We start from the raw sequence: 16,529 nt of genomic DNA, 5'->3' as shown, positions 1-16,529 counted from the left end.
CGCCCGGCACCGGTCATGGCGTCGGCGGCGGGCCATGGCGGCGGTCGGCGGTGCGGTGCTCGCCGCGCTGGCGTTGGCCGGGTCGCTCGGCGACTTCGGCAACCGTCGGCCGGGGCAGGACGCGCCATCGACGGGTAGCGGCCCGGGCACCACCACGGTAGGTATGCCCCGCACCGAGGAACCGACCGATTCGGTCTACACCGGACCGTCCGCCGTGCCACCGCCGGCCACCACCGCGCCCGCTGCCCGGACCGGCCCCCCGACCAGTCCGGGCCCGAGCGGGACCCCGGCCCCGACCGCAACCGGTGCGGGCCCGACTCCGACCAGTGCCGCGCCGACGCCCACCCCGGCCACGGGTGTGCCGGTGGCCGCGCGCGGCGGCACGGTCACCGTTCGGTGTGTGGACAGGTCCATCGAGGTGCTCGCGGTGACCCTCGCGCCCGGCTTCCGGGTCGAGGCGTACGACCCGGGCCCGGCGAAGCAGGTCCAGGTCGAGCTGACCTCCGACGAGTACCGCAGCGAGATCCGGGCGCACTGCGCCAACGGCCGCCCGAAACCGCAGGTGAAGGAAGACGCCGCCTGACCGGAGGCCGGCGGGTGCCGCGTCCGGGACGTACCCGGGACGCGGCCCCCCGTTCCCGCCGGCCGGTCCGTCACCGCCCGACCAGCGCCCCCCAGCCCGGGTTCACCGGCTCCCGGCGCAGCGGCATGCCCGCCTCGGCCGGCGTCCGGTCGCCCTTGCGCTGGTTGCAGGCGTAGCAGGCGGCGGTGGTGTTTCGCCAGGTGTTCCGGCCGCCGCGCGAGCGGGGCAGGATGTGGTCGATGGTGGAGGCCGGGCCCGCGCAGTACGCGCAGCACCTGTTGTCGCGGCGGAGCACGCCGGCGCGCGACCAGGCCGGCCCGGAGTGGAACCGCCAACGGGTGACCACGAAGCGGACCAGCCGCACCACCCGGGGCATCGGGAAGACCCCGATCACCCGGTCCGGCTCGGCCTCGTGGATCTCGGCCACCCGGCGGCAGAGCATGCGTACGGCGTGTTGGACGGTGACCCGGTGCAGCGGGCCGAGATCGGCGTTGACGACGAGGACGGCGTCCACCGGGGTCTCCCTTCGGGTGTGACTGACGAACTGCTCCGGACAGCGAAGAGCCGCCCGGTCCGGCGGTCGGACGGGCGGCTCGGCGCGTACGGGTACGCGTCAGTCGGGCCGGCCCGCCCGGGGACGTTCCGCGTGCCAACCGCCGTCGGGCAGCGTCGACGGCACGGTGGTGACGTGCGACATCGTCATGAGCTGCTCCAGCGGTGGTGGTTGACAGTGCGCGCTCACGGTAGGTCGGCGGGGGAGACACCGGCAACGTATTTCGATCGTCCGGCGTCCTCCGGACGCCGCTGCGGGCGGGTCCGGGGCGTCGCTCGCGCCGCGACCCGCGCGGTGGTCAGCGGCCGGTTCAGCCGGACCGCCATCCGGGTGGTGAGTTCGCTGTCCAGCAGGGGTCGGTTGACCTCACCGGCGACCGCCAGCGCGGGCCCGGAGACCGAGCGCCAGATCGCCGCCAGGCCGGCGCCGAGGCCCACCAGGGCGACGGTGGCCCGGGTGTCGGTGAGCCGGCCGCCGCGGCGGCACTCACCCCGACCACCGCGAAGAGCACCAGCAGCAGGGGTACCAGCACCGGCCAGAAGATGCCGCGCGCGGCCTGTGCCACCAGCCGCCGGTCCCGGATGATCAGATTCCGGGCGATCACCGCGTAGTCCTCCTCGTCGAGCAGGTCGCGCGGGTGCAGGCCGCCGGTGAGCACGTCCCGCCAGAGGTCACCCTGGCCGCGCAGTGCCCGGCTCAGCTCGGCGGGCGCCGGCTCGGCCGGGTCTCCGTGGCCGGCCCGGTCGACAGCGCCCGCCCAGGCGGTCAGCGACCGGCGCACCACCGCGGCCGAGTACGGCGGCAGCACGCTGGCCAGCTCGTCCAACCACCGGCTGATCTGGATCTGCCGGCCGCCGAACTGCCGGAGCAACTGCGCGGCGTCGCCGGCCCGGACGGTGTCGGCCACCGAACGGCCCAGCCGGTAGGCCAGTCCGACCCGGTGGTTGGTGGCCATCGCCCAGCGCAGCACCTCCACGTTGAGGTCGTCCAAGGCGAGCAGCAGCGGCACCGGGTCGGCGAGGTCGGGCCGGTCCAGGTCGGGTAGCAGGGCCCGGGCGGCGGAGGTGTCCGGCGCCGTTCCGGTGTGCCGGGTCAGTTCGGCGATCTGGGCCAGGGCGACGTCCACCCCGTCGAGGTACATCCGCATCCGTCGGTGCGCGGACATCTCGGTGAGGTTGGAGAGCTTGGCCGGCGGCACGGCCGGGCGGGCGTCTGCGGCAGCGGGCGGGTCCGCGTGCCGCCCGTGGTGGTAGGCGTCGGCCATCCACCAGCCCAGCCGTAGGGCGGTGACGATGCAGGCGCGCTCGTCGCGGATCAGCGGGTACCCGTCGTCGCGGCCGACGTCGTCGATCGAGGAGCCGCGCTCCGCGCCGACGCGGTGCAGTGGTGACATCGTCGGCTGCCCTCCGCTCGGCCGATCGGCAGTTGATCAATCGAGCGTACGGCAGCGTACCGTCGCTTATGGTGGGTTTTGTCGGTTTGGCTTGCCGCGCCCGGCCAGCAGGCCGCGCGGCCGGATCGACCGCACCGGCTCGGCCGCGCCACCCGCCGCCCGCAGGATGTGGTTCGCGGCGATGATCCCGGTCGCCGCCGAGCGCTCCATCAACGCGCTCGGAAAGTCGGTGGCGATGCCGTCACCGGCCAGGTAGAGGTCGGGCGCGTCGGTGCGTACCCCAGGTCGCCAGGCGTGGCTGCCCGGCGTGAACGCCGGTGCCTGCGCCTCCACCCGGGCCCGCAGCTCGCGGACCCGCAGCTCGCCGGCCTCAGGCCAGAGCGCGACCAGCTCGCGGCGCATCCGCTCGGCCAGCTCCTCGGCCGGCACGCCGGGCTCGCAGGCGTACGCGTGCAGCTCGATCACCGATCCGCCGGTCCGCCGTGCCCAGCGCCGCGGCTCCTGCTCCAGCCGGTGGTAGAGCGTCACCGAGTCCAGCGTGGGCTGCCGGGACACGCCGCTGAACACCGCCCGTTCGGCGGCCACGTCCCCGGCACACCAGTAGCGGGCCACCGCGTACGGCGGACCGGGGGTGCCGAAGGCCGGCATCCGCGCCGCCAGCTCAGGTGCCTGCTCGGCCAGGCCCGGGGAGGCCGCGACCAGCGCGGCGAGCGCCGGCGGGTCCACCGCGAGCACGACGTGCCGCGCCTGATGGCTGCCACCGTCGGTGGTCGTCACCCGCCAGCCCTCGGCGTCCCGGTGAACCCCGGTGGCGGCACAGCTGGTCCGGACCGAGCCGCCGTGCTTCTGCACGTGCCGGGTCAACGGCCCCCAGATCGCCGTGGCGTAATCCTCGTCCGGGCAGTCGAAGGCCAACCCCTCCGGGTTGCCCAACAGGTAGAAGTGGAACTGGGCGACCATCTCGGCGGCCGACATCTCCGCCTCGTGGTTGAAGAACGAGTGCGAGAAGACCTCGAAGAGCATCGCCCGCGCCCGGTCCGGCAGCCGCAGCGACGCCAGCAGCTCGTCGGCGGTGGTGTCGTCCAAATCGGCGTAGGTGCGAACCGGGTCGTAGGTCAGCAGTGGCAGCGCCGCGTCCCGGTCCATCCGGCGCAGGTCGGCCAGGCGCAGACTGGGGCTGCGCAGCAGCAGCGCGAGCAGGTTCGCCGGCGGTGCGGGCGGCAGCCTGCCGAACTCCTCGGTCGGCCACTGTGCGCTGAGGATCGGGTAACCCGGAATGGGTTTGAGGAAGCCCAGGTCACTGTCGACCCGGCGGAGGATGGACCGCCAGTTGTAGTACTGCCGGAAGAACGCGTGGAAACCGTGCTCGTTCTGCTGGCTGCCGTCGGCGAGCGCCTCCGGCCAGGCGCCCAGTCGGCCGCCGAGGGTCGGTGCCGCCTCCAGCACCGTCACCGTCACACCCCGCTCGGCCAGCACCACCGCCGCCGACACGCCCGCGATGCCGCCGCCCACCACCAGCGCCGTCGTCGGTCGCGGCACCCGGTCGGCGCCACCGCCACCCGGGTCCACCTGGTGCTGACGTACGCCGAGGAGGCGGCCCACCACTTGCGACACAGTCATGGACGTCAGTCTGCCCCAGTGCGGCTCACCCGATCGGCAAGCAACGGCGCGGGCGGTCCGAGGCGGGCCAGACGTACTCCAGGTCCGCCGGCACGTCGTCGCCGAAGATCGGCCGGTAGTGCGCCGGGTCCTTGCGCAGCAGCGACGAGCGGTGGCTCAGGTGCAGGTCGTCGCGGCCCAGCCACGGTGGCAGCTCACCGACCCGGGCCAGCTCGTCCTGGGTCCGGACGACGCCGGGCCCGCAGGCGGCGGCGAGGTCGACGGTCATCGTGGTGGCGCAGGTGTCGGCCCGCCCCGGTTCGGTCCAGACCGCGCACATGTCCAACCCGTAGCGGGTGAGCGCCTCCTCGTACCCGGCCCACATCTTGACTGCCGGGTGGTTGCGCCAGCCGTACCCGGGCCAGGTGAGCCCGCGCAGCACCTGGATGGCCTCCACCCGCTGCTTGCCCAGCCGCTTCTGGTCCAGCGTTCGGGCGCTGACCAGGAAGTCCGGATACGGGAGGAAGGTCTGCATGGCGCTGCTCTACCCGCCGTCGAGGCGGGCATGCCTGGTCAGGGGACGATCCGGGCGGGGTCGCCCATGGTTGCCGTGCTGATTACGATCCGGACATGGCGGAGCCGTGGCGGGACCGGGCGCGACGGGCGGTCGAGTGGAACTGGCGGCTGCGCTCCGTCGGCGATCCGCGCCCGCACTACGTGATCTGTGGCAAGGACGCGCTCGCCTACTACGTGGCTCGGGCGATGCTCGAATCCGAACTGCCGGCCGGCGGCGCCCGGGTCACCGTTGTGGTGCCCGAGCGTTACCGCAGCAACGGTCCGGACGTGGCCGGGCTGCGCGGGCTCCGGGTGGTCCGCTCGGATCGGCTGGACGTGGCCACCTTCGAGACCGCCGGCCTGGCCGGGGCGACCGGGCTGGCCCTGCTGCACCAGGACGACGTGGGCAACCTGCACGCCGCGCTCTGCGCCCAGGCTGTCGACCAGCGGGTCCGCCAGGTGCTGCGGATGTTCAACGGCACCCTCGCCGACGGGGTGCGCAAGCTGCTCAAGGCACCGGTCGAGGTGCTCTCGGACGCGCAGATGGCCGCGCCGGCCTTCGTGGCCGCCGCGCTGGGCGAGGTCGACCCCAGTTCGTTCCAGCACCGGGACAAGACGCTGCGGGTGGCGCGGCGCGCCGACGTCCGACCGCAGGACGTGGTCTGCGCGCTGGCCAACCTCACCGAGGCGCACGGGGTGGAGCTGCTGCCGGCCGATCAGGCCCGGGCCGACCTGGTGCTCGCCGAGGCGACCGGCCAGCCACCGGGCACCGAGGTCGCCGCCCGTCGGCTGGTCCGGGCCCGCCGGCGGCGTCGTCCGGTCGCGGTGCTGGCCGGAGCGGTACGCGGCTTCGCCACCCGCAAGATCGGTATCGCGGTGATGGTGGTCCTCGCGCTGATCGCGGTGCTGGGGGCGCTGATCTCCCGGGCCGAGGACGTCTCCCCGTTGGAGGCGCTCTACCTGACCCTGGTCACCACCCTCAGCGGTGCCGACCCGGACCCCACCAAGTCGGCGGACGCTCAGGTCATGCAGGTGGTGCTCAACCTGGCCGGGCTGGCGCTGATCCCGCTGATCACCGCCGTGGTGGTGGACGGCATCGTCAACGCCCGGTTGGCCCTGCACACCGGCCGGTTGCAGCCCGCGCGGGTCGGGCACGTCGTGGTGGTCGGTCTGGGCAACGTCGGCACCCGGGTGATGGCGCAGCTGCGCGAGTACGACGTCGAGGTGGTGGCGATCGACAAGGACCCGGAGCCGCGCGGTGCCGCCCTCGCCCGGCAACTGGAGGTGCCGCTGATCATCGGCGACGCCGCGCTGCCGGAGACGCTGGTCGCCGCGTCGGTGGCCGACTGCCAGGCGCTGGTGGTGGCGTCCACCGACGACGTGGCCAACCTGGAGGCGGCCCTCGCTGCCCGTGATCTCCGTGCTGACCTGCGGGTGGTGTTGCGGCTCTTCGATGGTGACTTCGCCGAACGGGTGGAGGAGACCTTCGCCCTCGGCGTCTCCCGGTCGGTCTCCTACCTGGCCGCCCCGGCCTTCATCGGGGCACTCACCGAACGCGCGGTGATCACCACAATTCCGGTCGACCGGCACGCGCTGCCGGTCGCCGAGGTGCCGGTCGCCGCCGGCTCCGAACTGGACGGGCGAGCACTGGACGTGGTCAACCGGAACGGGCAGGTCCGGCTGATCGCCCGGACTCCGGCCGGCGGTGGCAAGACGATCTGGTGGAAGGACCTCGACCCCCGGCAGGTGATCTCCGCCGGCGACCGGTTGACGGTGGTCGCCCGACGGCGTGGGCTGGACTGGTTGACCAGGCAGTGCGCCCCGCCCGCGCTCGGCGCGACCGACCCGTTCGCACCTGGCGGTGGCGTGGTGCCGTCGCCGCAGAGTGCCGGCACCGGGCACCGGGCGGGGGAGCCGGACGACACTCGCGTCCGGGACGAGCCGGACGCCAGCGCGACCCGCACCGGGTGAGCGCACGACGACGTGGACCGGTCGGCCGGGGCAGCACTGAGTGACAATCCATGTCATGCGTTTCCGCATTCTGGGGCCGACCCGGGTGCTGCACGCCGACGGGCGCGAGATTCCCGTGGGCGGTCCGCGGCTGCGCGCGCTGCTGACACTCCTGCTGCTCGACGCGGGTCGCGTCGTTCCCGCCGAGCGGCTGATCGACGGCCTGTACGGCGAGCACCCGCCCCGGGGAGCGGCGAACGCGCTCCAGTCCCAGGTGTCGCGGCTGCGGCAGGCCCTGCCCGCCGAGCACGACCCGGTGGAGTTCCATCCGGCCGGTTACCGCCTCGCGGTGGACCCCGACGAGGTCGACGCGTACCGCTTCGAACGGCTCGCCCAGACGGGCCGGCGCGCGCTCGCCGACGGCGACTGGTCCCGCGCGGCCACCGTGCTGCGGGAGGCGCTGGAGCTGTGGCGTGGGCCCGCCCTCGCCGATGTCGTCGGTGCGCCCGCCCAGGCGGCCCGGCTGGACGAGCTGCGGCTGGCCGCCGTCGAGGATCGGGTCGAGGCGGACCTGGCGTTGGGCGCGTCCGGCGAGCTGGTCGCGGAGCTGCGGGAGTTGGTCGTTGCACATCCGCTGCGGGAGCGGCCACGGGGCCAGCTCATCCGGGCCCTGGCCGCCCTGGGTCGCCCGGCGGAGGCGCTCTCCGAGTTCGAGGACGCCCGGCGCGCGCTGGTCGAACAGCTCGGCGTCGACCCGTCCGCGGAGCTGGCCGCGATCCACCTGGCGGTGCTGCGCGGAGCCGAACGCCCGGCCGCGCGTGGGCCGGCCGGGTCGGCGCTGCCGAGCCAGCTCACCACCTTCGTCGGGCGGGAGGCGGAGCTGAAGCGGGTCGGGGAGCTGCTCGGCGAGCGCCGGCTGGTCACCCTCACCGGCCCCGGGGGCGCGGGCAAGACCCGCCTGGCGATCGAGGTCGCGGGCCACGTCGACGGCGAGGTCCGCTTCGTCGAGCTGGCCGGGCTGGCCGGCGGTTCGGACGTACCGCAGGCGGTGCTGAGCGCGCTCGGCCTGCGCGACGCCGGCCTGCGCGCCCCGGCCGAGCCGGGCCGGCAGGCAATCGACCGCCTGGTCGAGGCGCTCGCCGAGCGGCGGTTGCTGCTCGTGCTCGACAACTGCGAGCACGTCATCGCGGACGCCGCCCGGCTGGCCGCCCGGTTGCTGGGCGGGTGCCCGACACTGCGGGTGCTGGCCACCAGTCGGGAACCGCTCGGGCTGACCGGTGAGGCGTTGTGCCCGCTGTCCGGGCTCACAGTGCCACCGCTGGGCGCGTCCGCGCTGGACGCCGACGACTACGCCGCCGTTCGGCTCTTCGCCCAGCGGGCCGCCGACGTCGCACCCGACTTCACCGTCACGCCGGCCAACGTTGACACGGTGCTGCGGATCTGCCGGACCCTCGACGGGCTGCCGTTGGCGATCGAGCTGGCCGCCGCCCGGCTGCGCGCGCTGCCCGTCGCCGAGGTGGCCGCCCGCCTCGACGACCGGTTCCGGCTGCTGTCGATGGGCAGCCGGGCGGCGTCGCCCCGACACCGCACGCTGCGGGCCGTGGTCGAGTGGAGCTGGGACCTGCTCGACGATGGCGAACGCAAACTGGCCCGCCGGCTGACCGTCTTCGCCGGCGGCGCGACGCTGGAAGCGGCCGAACGGGTCTGCGGCCTGCCCGGTGGGGAGTTCGTCGACGCGCTGACCGGCCTGGTCGACAAGTCCTTCGTGGAGCTGACCGGTGGCCGGTACCGGATGCTGGAGACGGTGCGTGCCTTCTGCGCCGAGCGTCTCGCCGACGCGGGCGAGGCCGACGACCTGCGTCGGGCGCACACCGCGTACTTCCTGGAATTCGCCTGGACCGCCAGCGACCACCTCCGACGCGCGGAGCAGTTGCACTGGCTGCGACGGCTCGACGCCGAGCGGGACAACCTTCATGCCGCGCTGCGCCGTGCCACCGCGGCCGGAGACGCTGCCGACGCCGCCGGGTTGGTCGCGGCCCTGTCGTTCTACTGGTGGCTGCGCGGCATGCGCGGGGAAGGATCCCGGTTGGCCGCCGACGTCCTCGACGTGCTCGGCGACGAAGCGCCTGCCGGGCTGCGCGAGGAGTACACGCTCTGCGTCTACAACGCCTCGCTCGATGGATCCGGGCCGCTGGACTCGCTGACAACGCAGCGTTCCGTCATCCGCGGTCTCGACCGACCGCCCCGGCAACCCTTCCTGCTGTACCTGTCGGGAATCTCGGCCGGACCGCCGTCCGGCGGGTCCGAGCACGTCAACGAGCTGATGCGGGAGCTGCGGCGACTGGTCGGTTCGGACGCGTGGATCAACGCGCTGGGTGCGATGGGGAGCGGCTCGGCGCAGATGTGGAGTGGTCGGTGGGACCAGGCCAGGACGGCACTGGACACCGCGCTCGACGGCTTCCGGCAGTCCGGGGACCGCTGGGGGTCCATGATCACCTTGGGCGTGCTCGGCGAACTCGCGGCCTGGCGCGATGACCCGGAAGCGGCGGGCGCCCACATGGACCAGGCCATGAGGTTGGCCGAGGAACTCGAATCGGCCGTCGACCAGGCCGACATGCTGCGTACCCGGGGAGAGATCAGGCTGCGCGCCGGTGACCTCGGCGCGGCGCGCGACGACTTCGCCGCCGCCCTGCTCCTCGCGCAGCGCAGCGGCGCACCGGAGCTCGTCTCCGCCGCCCGGCTCGGCCTCGCCCAGGTGGCTCGGCTCTGCGGCGACCTTCTCGAGGCGAGGCGGTTCTGTGAAGCGGCGCTGACCGGCGGACTCACCGGCTGGTACGTCGGCGACGCCACCCGTACGGAGATCATGTTCGTTCTCCGACAGATCACCGAGGCGGAGAAGGCCGGCCCTGGTGCGCCACCGTCAGTCGGCCGTGCGTGACCCGTCAGCGAACCACCGCACGGTGGGGGCATGACGACATTCGAAGTGGTCGCCGAGGGTCTGGGCAAGCGGTACGGCCCGGCCCGCGCGCTGGACATGTTTGACCTGGCCGTGCCGACCGGCGCGGTCTACGGACTGCTGGGGCCGAACGGTGCGGGAAAGACGACGGCCGTCCGGATCCTCGCCACGCTGCTGCGTTTCGACACCGGCCGGGCCACCGTGGCCGGGTTCGACGTGCTGCGTCAGCCGAGCGAGGTGCGCGCCCGGATCGGACTGACCGGGCAGTACGCCGCGGTCGACGAAACCCTCAGCGGCCGGCAGAACCTGGAGCTGTTCGGCCGGCTGTTCCGGCTCGGCCGACGGGAGGCCCGGCAGCGCGCCGGTGACCTGCTGGAACGTTTCGGACTCGACGAGGCGGCGAGCCGGTCCGCCGGAGAGTACTCGGGTGGGATGCGCCGACGGCTGGACCTCGCCGCCAGCCTGATCCGTACGCCACGGGTGCTCTTCCTCGACGAGCCGACGACCGGCCTGGACCCGCGTAGCCGCAACCAGGTGTGGGACCTGGTGCGGGCCCTGGTGGCGGAGGGGACCACGGTGCTGCTCACCACGCAGTACCTGGAGGAGGCCGACCAACTGGCCAACCGGATCTCGGTGATCGACGCCGGTCGGGTGGTCGCCGAGGGGTCACCGGACGAGCTGAAGTCGATGACCGGCGGCGACCGGATCGAGGTGGTGGTGCGCGACCCGGCCGACCTGGCCGAGGCCGCCCGCATCGTCGCGCCGATCAGCGGCGCGGAGCCGGTGATCGAACCGGAGGTGCGGCGGCTCAGCGTGCCGGTGGTCGACCGGGTCGCCGTGCTGGTCGACGTGGTACGGGCGTTGGACGACGCCGCGATCGCGGTCGAGGACGTCGGCCTGCGCCGCGCCACCTTGGACGAGGCGTTCCTGCACCTGACCGGGCACCGGCCCGACCACGCCCGCGAACAGGCCGGGGCCGGACGACAGGCGGCCGTGGCATGACCACCGCGATAGCCGACGGCTGGACGATGACCAGGCGGAACATGATTCACGTGATCCGCGCACCGGAGGAGCTGATCCTCTACTTCTCCCTGCCGATCATGTTCGTGCTGGTCTTCGGGTACGTGTTCGGCAGTGGCATGCAGGTGCCCAACGGCGGCAACTACCGTGAGTTTCTGCTGCCCGGGGTCTTCGTCATGACGATGCTGTACGGCCTGGGCGCCACCGCGACCGGTGTGGCGCTGGACCTCAGCCGGGGTGTCGTCGACCGGTTCCGGTCGATGCCGATGGCCAGGTCCGCGCTGATGACCGGTCGCAGCGCCGCCGACCTGCTACGGGCAATGCTGGAGATGTCCGCGCTGCTGGCCTGTGGCCTACTTGTCGGGTGGCAGTGGCGACTCGGGGTGGGCCGGGCGTTGCTCGCCGTCGGGCTCCTCCTGCTGCTGCGGGTCGCGATCACCTGGGTGGGGATCTACCTGGCGTTGCTGGTCCGCAACCCGGACACGGTCGGCGTGATCGTCTTCCCGGCGGCGTTCCCGCTCACCGCGATCTCGAACGTCTTCGTGTCGCCCGAGCTGATGCCGTCGTTCGTCGGTGCGATCTCGGAGTGGAACCCGTTGTCGGCCACCGTCGCGGCGATCCGCGAACTGTTCGGCAATCCGGGCCTGGGTGGCGACTCCTGGCCGGCGGAGCACGCGATGCTGTTGGCGGTGTTCTGGCCGGTGCTGCTGATCGCTGTCTTCGCTCCGCTCGCGGTGCGCCGCTACCGGCGGCTCAGTCGCTGACCAGGCCGCCAGCCGGTGCGTAGCCCGAAGAGGGCGGCACCGACAGCGAGCACGCCGAAGCCCGCGAGGACGCTGCCCAGCGGCAGGTTGACAGCGAGCAGCAGGCAGCCGACCAGGCCCAGCCCGGCGAGCACCCGGACCGGCAGCCGCCGGTCCGGGTCCCGGCCCAGGGTCAGCGCCGCCGCGTTGGTGATCGCGTAGTAGACCAGCACCGTGCAGCTGGAGAAGCCGATCGCCTGCCGTACGTCGCCGAGGAGCACGACCAGGATCACCACGGCGGCCACCGCTGCCTCGGCGCGGTGCGGCACCTGGTGCACCGGGTGCACGGCCGCCAGCGCGCCGGGCAGGTCGCGGCGTCGGGCCATCGCGAGCGTGGTGCGACCGACCCCGGCGACCAGGGAGAGCAGCACCCCGGTGACCGCGATGGTCGCCCCGGCGCGGACCACCCAGGCCAGGTTGGGTAGCCCGGCGGCGGTCACCACGTCGACCAGGGGCGCGGTGGAACCGGCCAGCCGGTCGGCGCCGAGCACCCCGAGCGCGACGACGGCCAGCACCAGGTAGATCACCAGCACCGTGCCGAGCGCCAGCGGCACGGCGCGGGGGATGGTCCGCCGCGGGTCGCGGACCTCCTCGCCGAGCGTGGCGATCCGGGCGTACCCGGCGAAGGCGAAGAACAGCAGGCCGGCGGCGGTGAGCACGCCCCGGGCGGAGCCGCCCGGATCGGTCAACCGGGCCAGCTGCACCGGCCCGCCCAGCACGCCGACGACCGCCACCACTGTCAGCACCGCGAGCACCAGCGCGACCAGCGCCCTGGTCACGGTGGCCGTCTTGGCGATGCCGCGCAGGTTCACCGCGGTCACCGCGAGCACCGCGCCGACGGCGACCAGCCGGGCCTGCCCCGGCCACAGGTACGCCCCGATGGTCAACGCCATCGCGGCGCAGCTCGCCGTCTTGCCGACCACGAAACCCCAGCCGGCCAGGAAACCGGCGAACGGCCCGAGGCGTTCCCGGCCGTAGACGTAGGTGCCGCCGGACTCCGGGTAACGAGCCGCCAGCCGGGCCGAGCTGGTCGCGTTGCAGTAGGCGATGAAGCCAGCCAGCACCAGCGCCGGCAGCAGGCCGGCACCACCGGCCGCCGCCGCGGCCGGGCCGAAGACCACGAAGACGCCCGCGCCGAGCATCGAGCCCAACCCGATGACAACCGCATCGGGTACGCCGAGCCGGCGGGCCAGTTGATTCACGAACCGGACCTTAGGGGTACGAGGTGAACGGCCGGTCCCATTCCCGTGACCGGCCGGGGAGCGGCAGCTCGTCCCAGGGCACCCGGTGCAGCAGCCGGTCCAGCAGCAGCCCGAGCAGCAGCCCGGCCACCGAGTCGGTTAGCCAGTGCCAGCCCAGATAGGTGGTGGTGGTGAGGACGACAAGCGGCGGCACCACCCGGATCACGGTGACCAACCGGGCCGGGAGCTGCCGACCGAAGCTGCGGGCCAGCGGGGCGAGCAGCAGTGCGATGACGCCGTACCAGACGATCGCGTTGGCGACGTGCCCCGACGGGTAGGACTGGGCGAACCGCACCGGCAGGTCGTCGTGGAACAGCGGCAGGGTCTGCTCGGGTGGCAGGAACGGCTCCTTGACGCTGGCGCTCGGCGCGCCCGCGCGGTCCACACCTTGAGCGGGCCGATCGTCAGGAGCGTCAGCACGAATCCGAGCACCGGCGGCAGGAGCGGCCGCACCGAGCGCAGCCGGACGGCGAGCAGCACCCCCAGCCCGGCGGCGATCAGCGTCAGCGGGGAGCCCTGGCCGAGCAGGTTGAGCACCCGGGCCGCCCAGTAGGCGAGCGTCGGTCGGTGCGCGTCGGCCCAGTCGGCGACGGCCCGGTCCAGCCCGAAGAGCTGGTTGGCGGCGAGCGCCACGGTCAACCCGACCAGACCGACGAGCATCAGCGCGTCGAACCACCAGCCGGCCGGGCGGACAGGGCGTAGCCGCAGGTCACCTCGTACCGCCGTGGGTTTGAGCACGCGACCACGCTACCGGCCCGGCCCGGGGGCGGGGTGTCCGGCGCTGTGGGCCCAACCACGATGTGCGGCGGATGTGGGGGGCGACCAGTCATGCTTGGGCCCGTGCGGATCACCTCTGCCCTCGTGGACCCGGCGCTGCTCGACCTCCCGTGGTCGACACCGCTGGAGGAGTGGCCGGCCCAGCACCTGGTGGCTCTGCCACAGGGCATCTCCCGACACATCGTCCGGTTCGTCCGGCTCGGTGAGTACGTGTACGCGTTCAAGGAGACCCGCGAGCGGATCGCCGAGCGCGAGTACGACCTGCTCCGGGCCCTGGAACGGATCGACTTTCCCTCGGTCGAGGCGGTGGCGGTCGTCGCCGACCGGCAGACCGAGGACGGCGAGCCGCTCGAATCGGTGCTGATCACCCGACACCTGCAGTTCTCGCTGCCGTACCGGGCGCTCTTCTCGCACACCCTGCGGCCGGAGACGATGAGCCGGCTGCTCGACGCGCTCGCCGCCCTGATCGTCCGGATGCACCTGACCGGCTTCTTCTGGGGCGACTGTTCGCTGTCGAACACGCTGTTCCGCCGGGACGCGGGCGCGTTCGCCGCCTACCTGGTGGACGCGGAGACCGGCGCGTTGCACACCTCGCTCTCCAACGGCCAGCGCGGTGAGGACCTGGAGATCGCCCGGGTGAACATCTTCGGCGAGGCGCTGGACCTACAGGCCGCCGGCCTGCTGCACGAGTCCATCGACCCCGAGGTGGTCTGCGAGGAGGTGGTGCAGCGCTACGAGCGGCTCTGGCACGAGATCACCTACGAGCAGGCCGTCGAGCGGGAGGCCCGGCGCGACATCGAGGGTCGGATCCGCCGTCTCAACGAGCTGGGCTTCGACGTGGCCGAGGTGGCCATGTCGTCCATCGACAACGGGCGGTACCTGGTCCGGCCGAAGGTCGTGGACGCCGGTTACCACACCCGGCGGCTGCTGCGGCTGACCGGTCTGGATGCCGAGGAGAACCAGGCCCGCAAGCTGCTCAACGACCTGGACGCCTACCGCGCCGAGAGCGACCTCGTCGACGAGCAGCAGGCGGCACACCGCTGGCTCACCGAGGTCTTCGAGCCGGTGGTCCGGGCCGTCCCCGCGCACCTGCGCCGCAAGCTGGAGCCGCAGGAGCTGTTCGCGCAGATCATCGAGCACAAGTGGCTGCTGTCCGAACAGGCCGGCCGAGATGTCGGGATGCGCAACGCGGTCCAGTCGTACCTGACCGACGTGCTGGTGCACCGCCCCGACGAGCAGGCCATCCTCGGCGTGGAAGTCCCCAGCCTGAGCTAGGACCTGGCCTGGTTGTCCGAGGCCGGGTTGTCCGGGGCCCGGTTCCGGCTTGCTCATCCGGTTGCGTCGTCGGCTCGGTGACCGGACGGACTATCCGGGTCCGCTGCCTTTGGAGCTGATGTCGTAAACGATTCAGTTCCGGAGGCTCGTTAGGCGCCCTGTCGAGCACCCGTCCATCCGCCTGTTCGCCGCGTGCTGCCCGCCGCCGGCTGCCCGCCTGCTCGCCGCCTGTCCGCCCCGGATCTGGGGCAGCTCGACAGGCCGCGCAACAGGCGTCGGTAGTGGCCTGGCGCACAGCGACGGCAGCGGTCGGCCCACGTGTCACTCCACCCAGGAGCCGCCGCGCAGCACCCGCACCACGTTGAGGTCGTCGTCGAGCACCACCAGGTCGGCGCGGAGACCCACCTGGAGGGCGCCCACCCGGTCGCCCAGGCCGATGGCGCGCGCCGGGGTGGTGGCCACCATCCGGGCGGCGTCGGCGATCGGGATTCCGGCGTTCACCGCGTGCCGCAGCGCGGCGTCCATGGTCAGGGTGCTGCCGGCGATCGCGCCGTCGCGGGCGAGCCGGGCCACGCTGTCGGCCACTGTGACGGCCTGGCCGCCCAGCTCGTACTCACCGTCGGGCATGCCGGCGGCGGCCATCGCGTCGGTGATCAGCGCGGCCCGGTCCGGGCCCGCGGTCGCCGTCGCGAAGGTGAGCATGCCGTCGTGCAGGTGCACCCCGTCGGCGACCAGCTCGCAGATCACGCCGGGCGCGTCGAGCAGGGCCACCACCGGCCCGGGCTCGCGGTGGTGGACCGGCCGCATGCCGTTGAACAGGTGGGTGCCGACGCTGGCGCCGGCGGCGACAGCGGCGCGGGTCTGGTCGTAGGTGGCGTCGGTGTGGCCCACCGCCGCCACCACCCGCTGCGCGGTGAGCAGTTTGATCGCCTCCAGCGCGCCGTCGCGCTCCGGGGCGAGGGTGACCATGCGGATCGCGCCCCGGCCCAGCTCGATCAGCTCGGTCAGCTCGTCGGTCGACGGGTCGCGCAGGTACTCCGGGTTCTGCGCGCCGCAGCGGGCGGCGGAGAGGTACGGCCCTTCGAAGTGGATGCCCGCCAGCACGCCCTCGTCGACCAGCGGGGCGTACGCCTCGGTGGCCGCGCGCATCAGCGGAAAGGGTGCGCTCACCAGGCTGGCCAGTAGTGTCGTCGTGCCGTGTGCCAGGTGGAAGCCGGCCGCCGCGCGGGCCTGGTCGGCGTCCCCGGTGGTGAAGGTGTGCCCACCACCGCCGTGGGTGTGCATGTCGACGAAGCCGGGCAGAATCCAGTGCCCGTCACGCACCGACGGATATTCGGCCACCGCCGTGATCCGGTCCCCGTGCCATTCGACGCAGCCCTGTCGAATGACACCGGTCGGGGTCACCACTCGGCCGTTCACCCGTACGGTCATCGCATCTCCTGTTGGTCACGGACACCCATGGCGTCCAGGGCGAGCAGGGCGGCACCGAGGCAACCCGCCTCGTCGCCGAGGGCGGCCGGGACCAGCCGCGGCTCCCGGTGGAAGGTCATGCGCTCGTGCAGGGCCGCCCGCAGTGGGGTGAACAGCCGGTCCCCGGCCTGGGCCAGGCCCCCGCCGAGCACGATCGTCGCCACGTCGAAGAGCGCCTGCCCGGTGGCGAGGCCGTCGGCGAGCGCCTCGACGGCCTCCTGCCAGACCCGGCTCGCCAGCGGTTCGCCGGCGGCGGCCCGTTCGGCCACCTCGGCCGCCGTCACCGCGGCGTCGGCCGTCGCGCCGGCCAGTTCGGCGTAGCGGCGGCCGATCGCGGCGGCGGAGGCGATCGCC

13 protein-coding genes and 1 pseudogene are annotated in these 16,529 nt (G+C 73.5%); 6 read left to right on the top strand and 8 right to left on the bottom strand.

Annotated features, from left to right (window positions below):
* The coding region (locus JM949_RS23495) for a hypothetical protein (protein ID WP_203150496.1) at window positions 1–583 on the top strand (583 nt) is incomplete at its 5' end.
* Window positions 584–653: 70 nt separating this feature from the next.
* Here the strand turns inward: JM949_RS23495 and JM949_RS23490 are convergent.
* The 4 genes from JM949_RS23490 to JM949_RS23475 all read right to left on the bottom strand — a co-directional run bounded on the left by JM949_RS23490 (window position 654) and on the right by JM949_RS23475 (window position 4,663).
* The gene (locus tag JM949_RS23490) at window positions 654–1,097 is read right to left on the bottom strand and encodes an HNH endonuclease (RefSeq protein ID WP_203150495.1); all 444 of its coding nucleotides are present in this window, start codon (window positions 1,095–1,097) and stop codon (window positions 654–656) included.
* 349 nt (window positions 1,098–1,446) lie between these two features.
* Window positions 1,447–2,529 (bottom strand): hypothetical protein, encoded by a 1,083-nt coding sequence (locus JM949_RS23485; RefSeq protein WP_238433733.1) that lies wholly within the window; start codon window positions 2,527–2,529, stop codon window positions 1,447–1,449.
* A 66-nt stretch (window positions 2,530–2,595) separates the two neighbouring features.
* Entirely contained in the window at window positions 2,596–4,149 is a 1,554-nt protein-coding gene (locus JM949_RS23480; protein ID WP_203150494.1) for an FAD-dependent oxidoreductase, read from the bottom strand.
* Window positions 4,150–4,174: 25 nt separating this feature from the next.
* Complete coding sequence (locus tag JM949_RS23475) at window positions 4,175–4,663, bottom strand: MSMEG_6728 family protein (RefSeq protein WP_203150493.1); 489 nt, start codon at window positions 4,661–4,663, stop codon at window positions 4,175–4,177.
* 95 nt (window positions 4,664–4,758) lie between these two features.
* Between JM949_RS23475 and JM949_RS23470 the strand changes: the two genes are divergently transcribed.
* From JM949_RS23470 to JM949_RS23455, 4 genes are read left to right on the top strand one after another with little or no spacing between them, the layout of a single operon-like run.
* A complete protein-coding gene (locus JM949_RS23470) occupies window positions 4,759–6,654 on the top strand; it encodes an NAD-binding protein (RefSeq protein ID WP_238433732.1) in 1,896 nt (631 codons plus the stop codon).
* Window positions 6,655–6,709: 55 nt separating this feature from the next.
* The gene (locus JM949_RS23465; protein ID WP_203150492.1) at window positions 6,710–9,571 is read left to right on the top strand and encodes a BTAD domain-containing putative transcriptional regulator; all 2,862 of its coding nucleotides are present in this window, start codon (window positions 6,710–6,712) and stop codon (window positions 9,569–9,571) included.
* 30 nt (window positions 9,572–9,601) lie between these two features.
* The gene (locus tag JM949_RS23460) at window positions 9,602–10,591 is read left to right on the top strand and encodes an ATP-binding cassette domain-containing protein (RefSeq protein ID WP_203150491.1); all 990 of its coding nucleotides are present in this window, start codon (window positions 9,602–9,604) and stop codon (window positions 10,589–10,591) included.
* Window positions 10,588–11,373, top strand: a complete 786-nt coding sequence (locus JM949_RS23455) for an ABC transporter permease (RefSeq protein WP_203150490.1) — start codon at window positions 10,588–10,590, stop codon at window positions 11,371–11,373. The genes JM949_RS23460 and JM949_RS23455 overlap by 4 nt, the downstream gene beginning before the upstream one ends.
* Here JM949_RS23455 and JM949_RS23450 read toward each other — a convergent pair.
* Window positions 11,352–12,614: an APC family permease gene (locus JM949_RS23450; protein ID WP_203150489.1), complete on the bottom strand. Its 1,263-nt coding sequence runs from the start codon at window positions 12,612–12,614 to the stop codon at window positions 11,352–11,354. The genes JM949_RS23455 and JM949_RS23450 overlap by 22 nt on opposite strands.
* A 10-nt stretch (window positions 12,615–12,624) precedes the next feature.
* A pseudogene (locus JM949_RS23445) lies at window positions 12,625–13,361 on the bottom strand (phosphatase PAP2 family protein).
* 132 nt (window positions 13,362–13,493) lie between these two features.
* Here JM949_RS23445 and JM949_RS23440 point away from each other — a divergent pair.
* On the top strand, window positions 13,494–14,705 hold the full coding sequence (locus JM949_RS23440) for a DUF4032 domain-containing protein (protein ID WP_309232293.1): 1,212 nt from the start codon (window positions 13,494–13,496) through the stop codon (window positions 14,703–14,705).
* A gap of 321 nt (window positions 14,706–15,026) precedes the next feature.
* Here the strand turns inward: JM949_RS23440 and nagA are convergent, their stop codons facing one another.
* Together nagA and JM949_RS23430 are read right to left on the bottom strand one after the other, a co-directional pair.
* Window positions 15,027–16,136, bottom strand: coding sequence for an N-acetylglucosamine-6-phosphate deacetylase (gene nagA, locus JM949_RS23435; protein WP_203150487.1), 1,110 nt, complete (start codon window positions 16,134–16,136; stop codon window positions 15,027–15,029).
* Window positions 16,133–16,529, bottom strand: a 397-nt coding sequence (locus tag JM949_RS23430; protein WP_203150486.1) for an ROK family protein, incomplete at its 5' end; no start/stop codon positions are given. The genes JM949_RS23430 and nagA, both read right to left, overlap by 4 nt.

It is taken from the genome of Micromonospora tarensis (assembly GCF_016803395.1).
GTDB classification, from domain to species: Bacteria; Actinomycetota; Actinomycetes; order Mycobacteriales; family Micromonosporaceae; genus Micromonospora; species Micromonospora tarensis.
The sequence above is the reverse complement of the archived record's forward strand: the minus strand, read 5'-3'. Positions and strand labels throughout refer to the sequence as shown.

Bases quoted from the DNA above. Each gene is read 5' to 3' on its own strand.
- JM949_RS23465 (WP_203150492.1), top strand. From the start codon at position 6,710: ATGCGTTTCCGCATTCTGGGGCCGACCCGGGTGCTGCACGCCGACGGG.
- JM949_RS23460 (WP_203150491.1), top strand. From the start codon at position 9,602: ATGACGACATTCGAAGTGGTCGCCGAGGGTCTGGGCAAGCGGTACGGC.
- JM949_RS23455 (WP_203150490.1), top strand. From the start codon at position 10,588: ATGACCACCGCGATAGCCGACGGCTGGACGATGACCAGGCGGAACATG.
- JM949_RS23475 (WP_203150493.1), bottom strand. From the start codon at position 4,663: ATGCAGACCTTCCTCCCGTATCCGGACTTCCTGGTCAGCGCCCGAACG.
- nagA (WP_203150487.1), bottom strand. From the start codon at position 16,136: ATGACCGTACGGGTGAACGGCCGAGTGGTGACCCCGACCGGTGTCATT.
- JM949_RS23480 (WP_203150494.1), bottom strand. From the start codon at position 4,149: ATGACTGTGTCGCAAGTGGTGGGCCGCCTCCTCGGCGTACGTCAGCAC.
- JM949_RS23470 (WP_238433732.1), top strand. From the start codon at position 4,759: ATGGCGGAGCCGTGGCGGGACCGGGCGCGACGGGCGGTCGAGTGGAAC.
- JM949_RS23485 (WP_238433733.1), bottom strand. From the start codon at position 2,529: ATGTCACCACTGCACCGCGTCGGCGCGGAGCGCGGCTCCTCGATCGAC.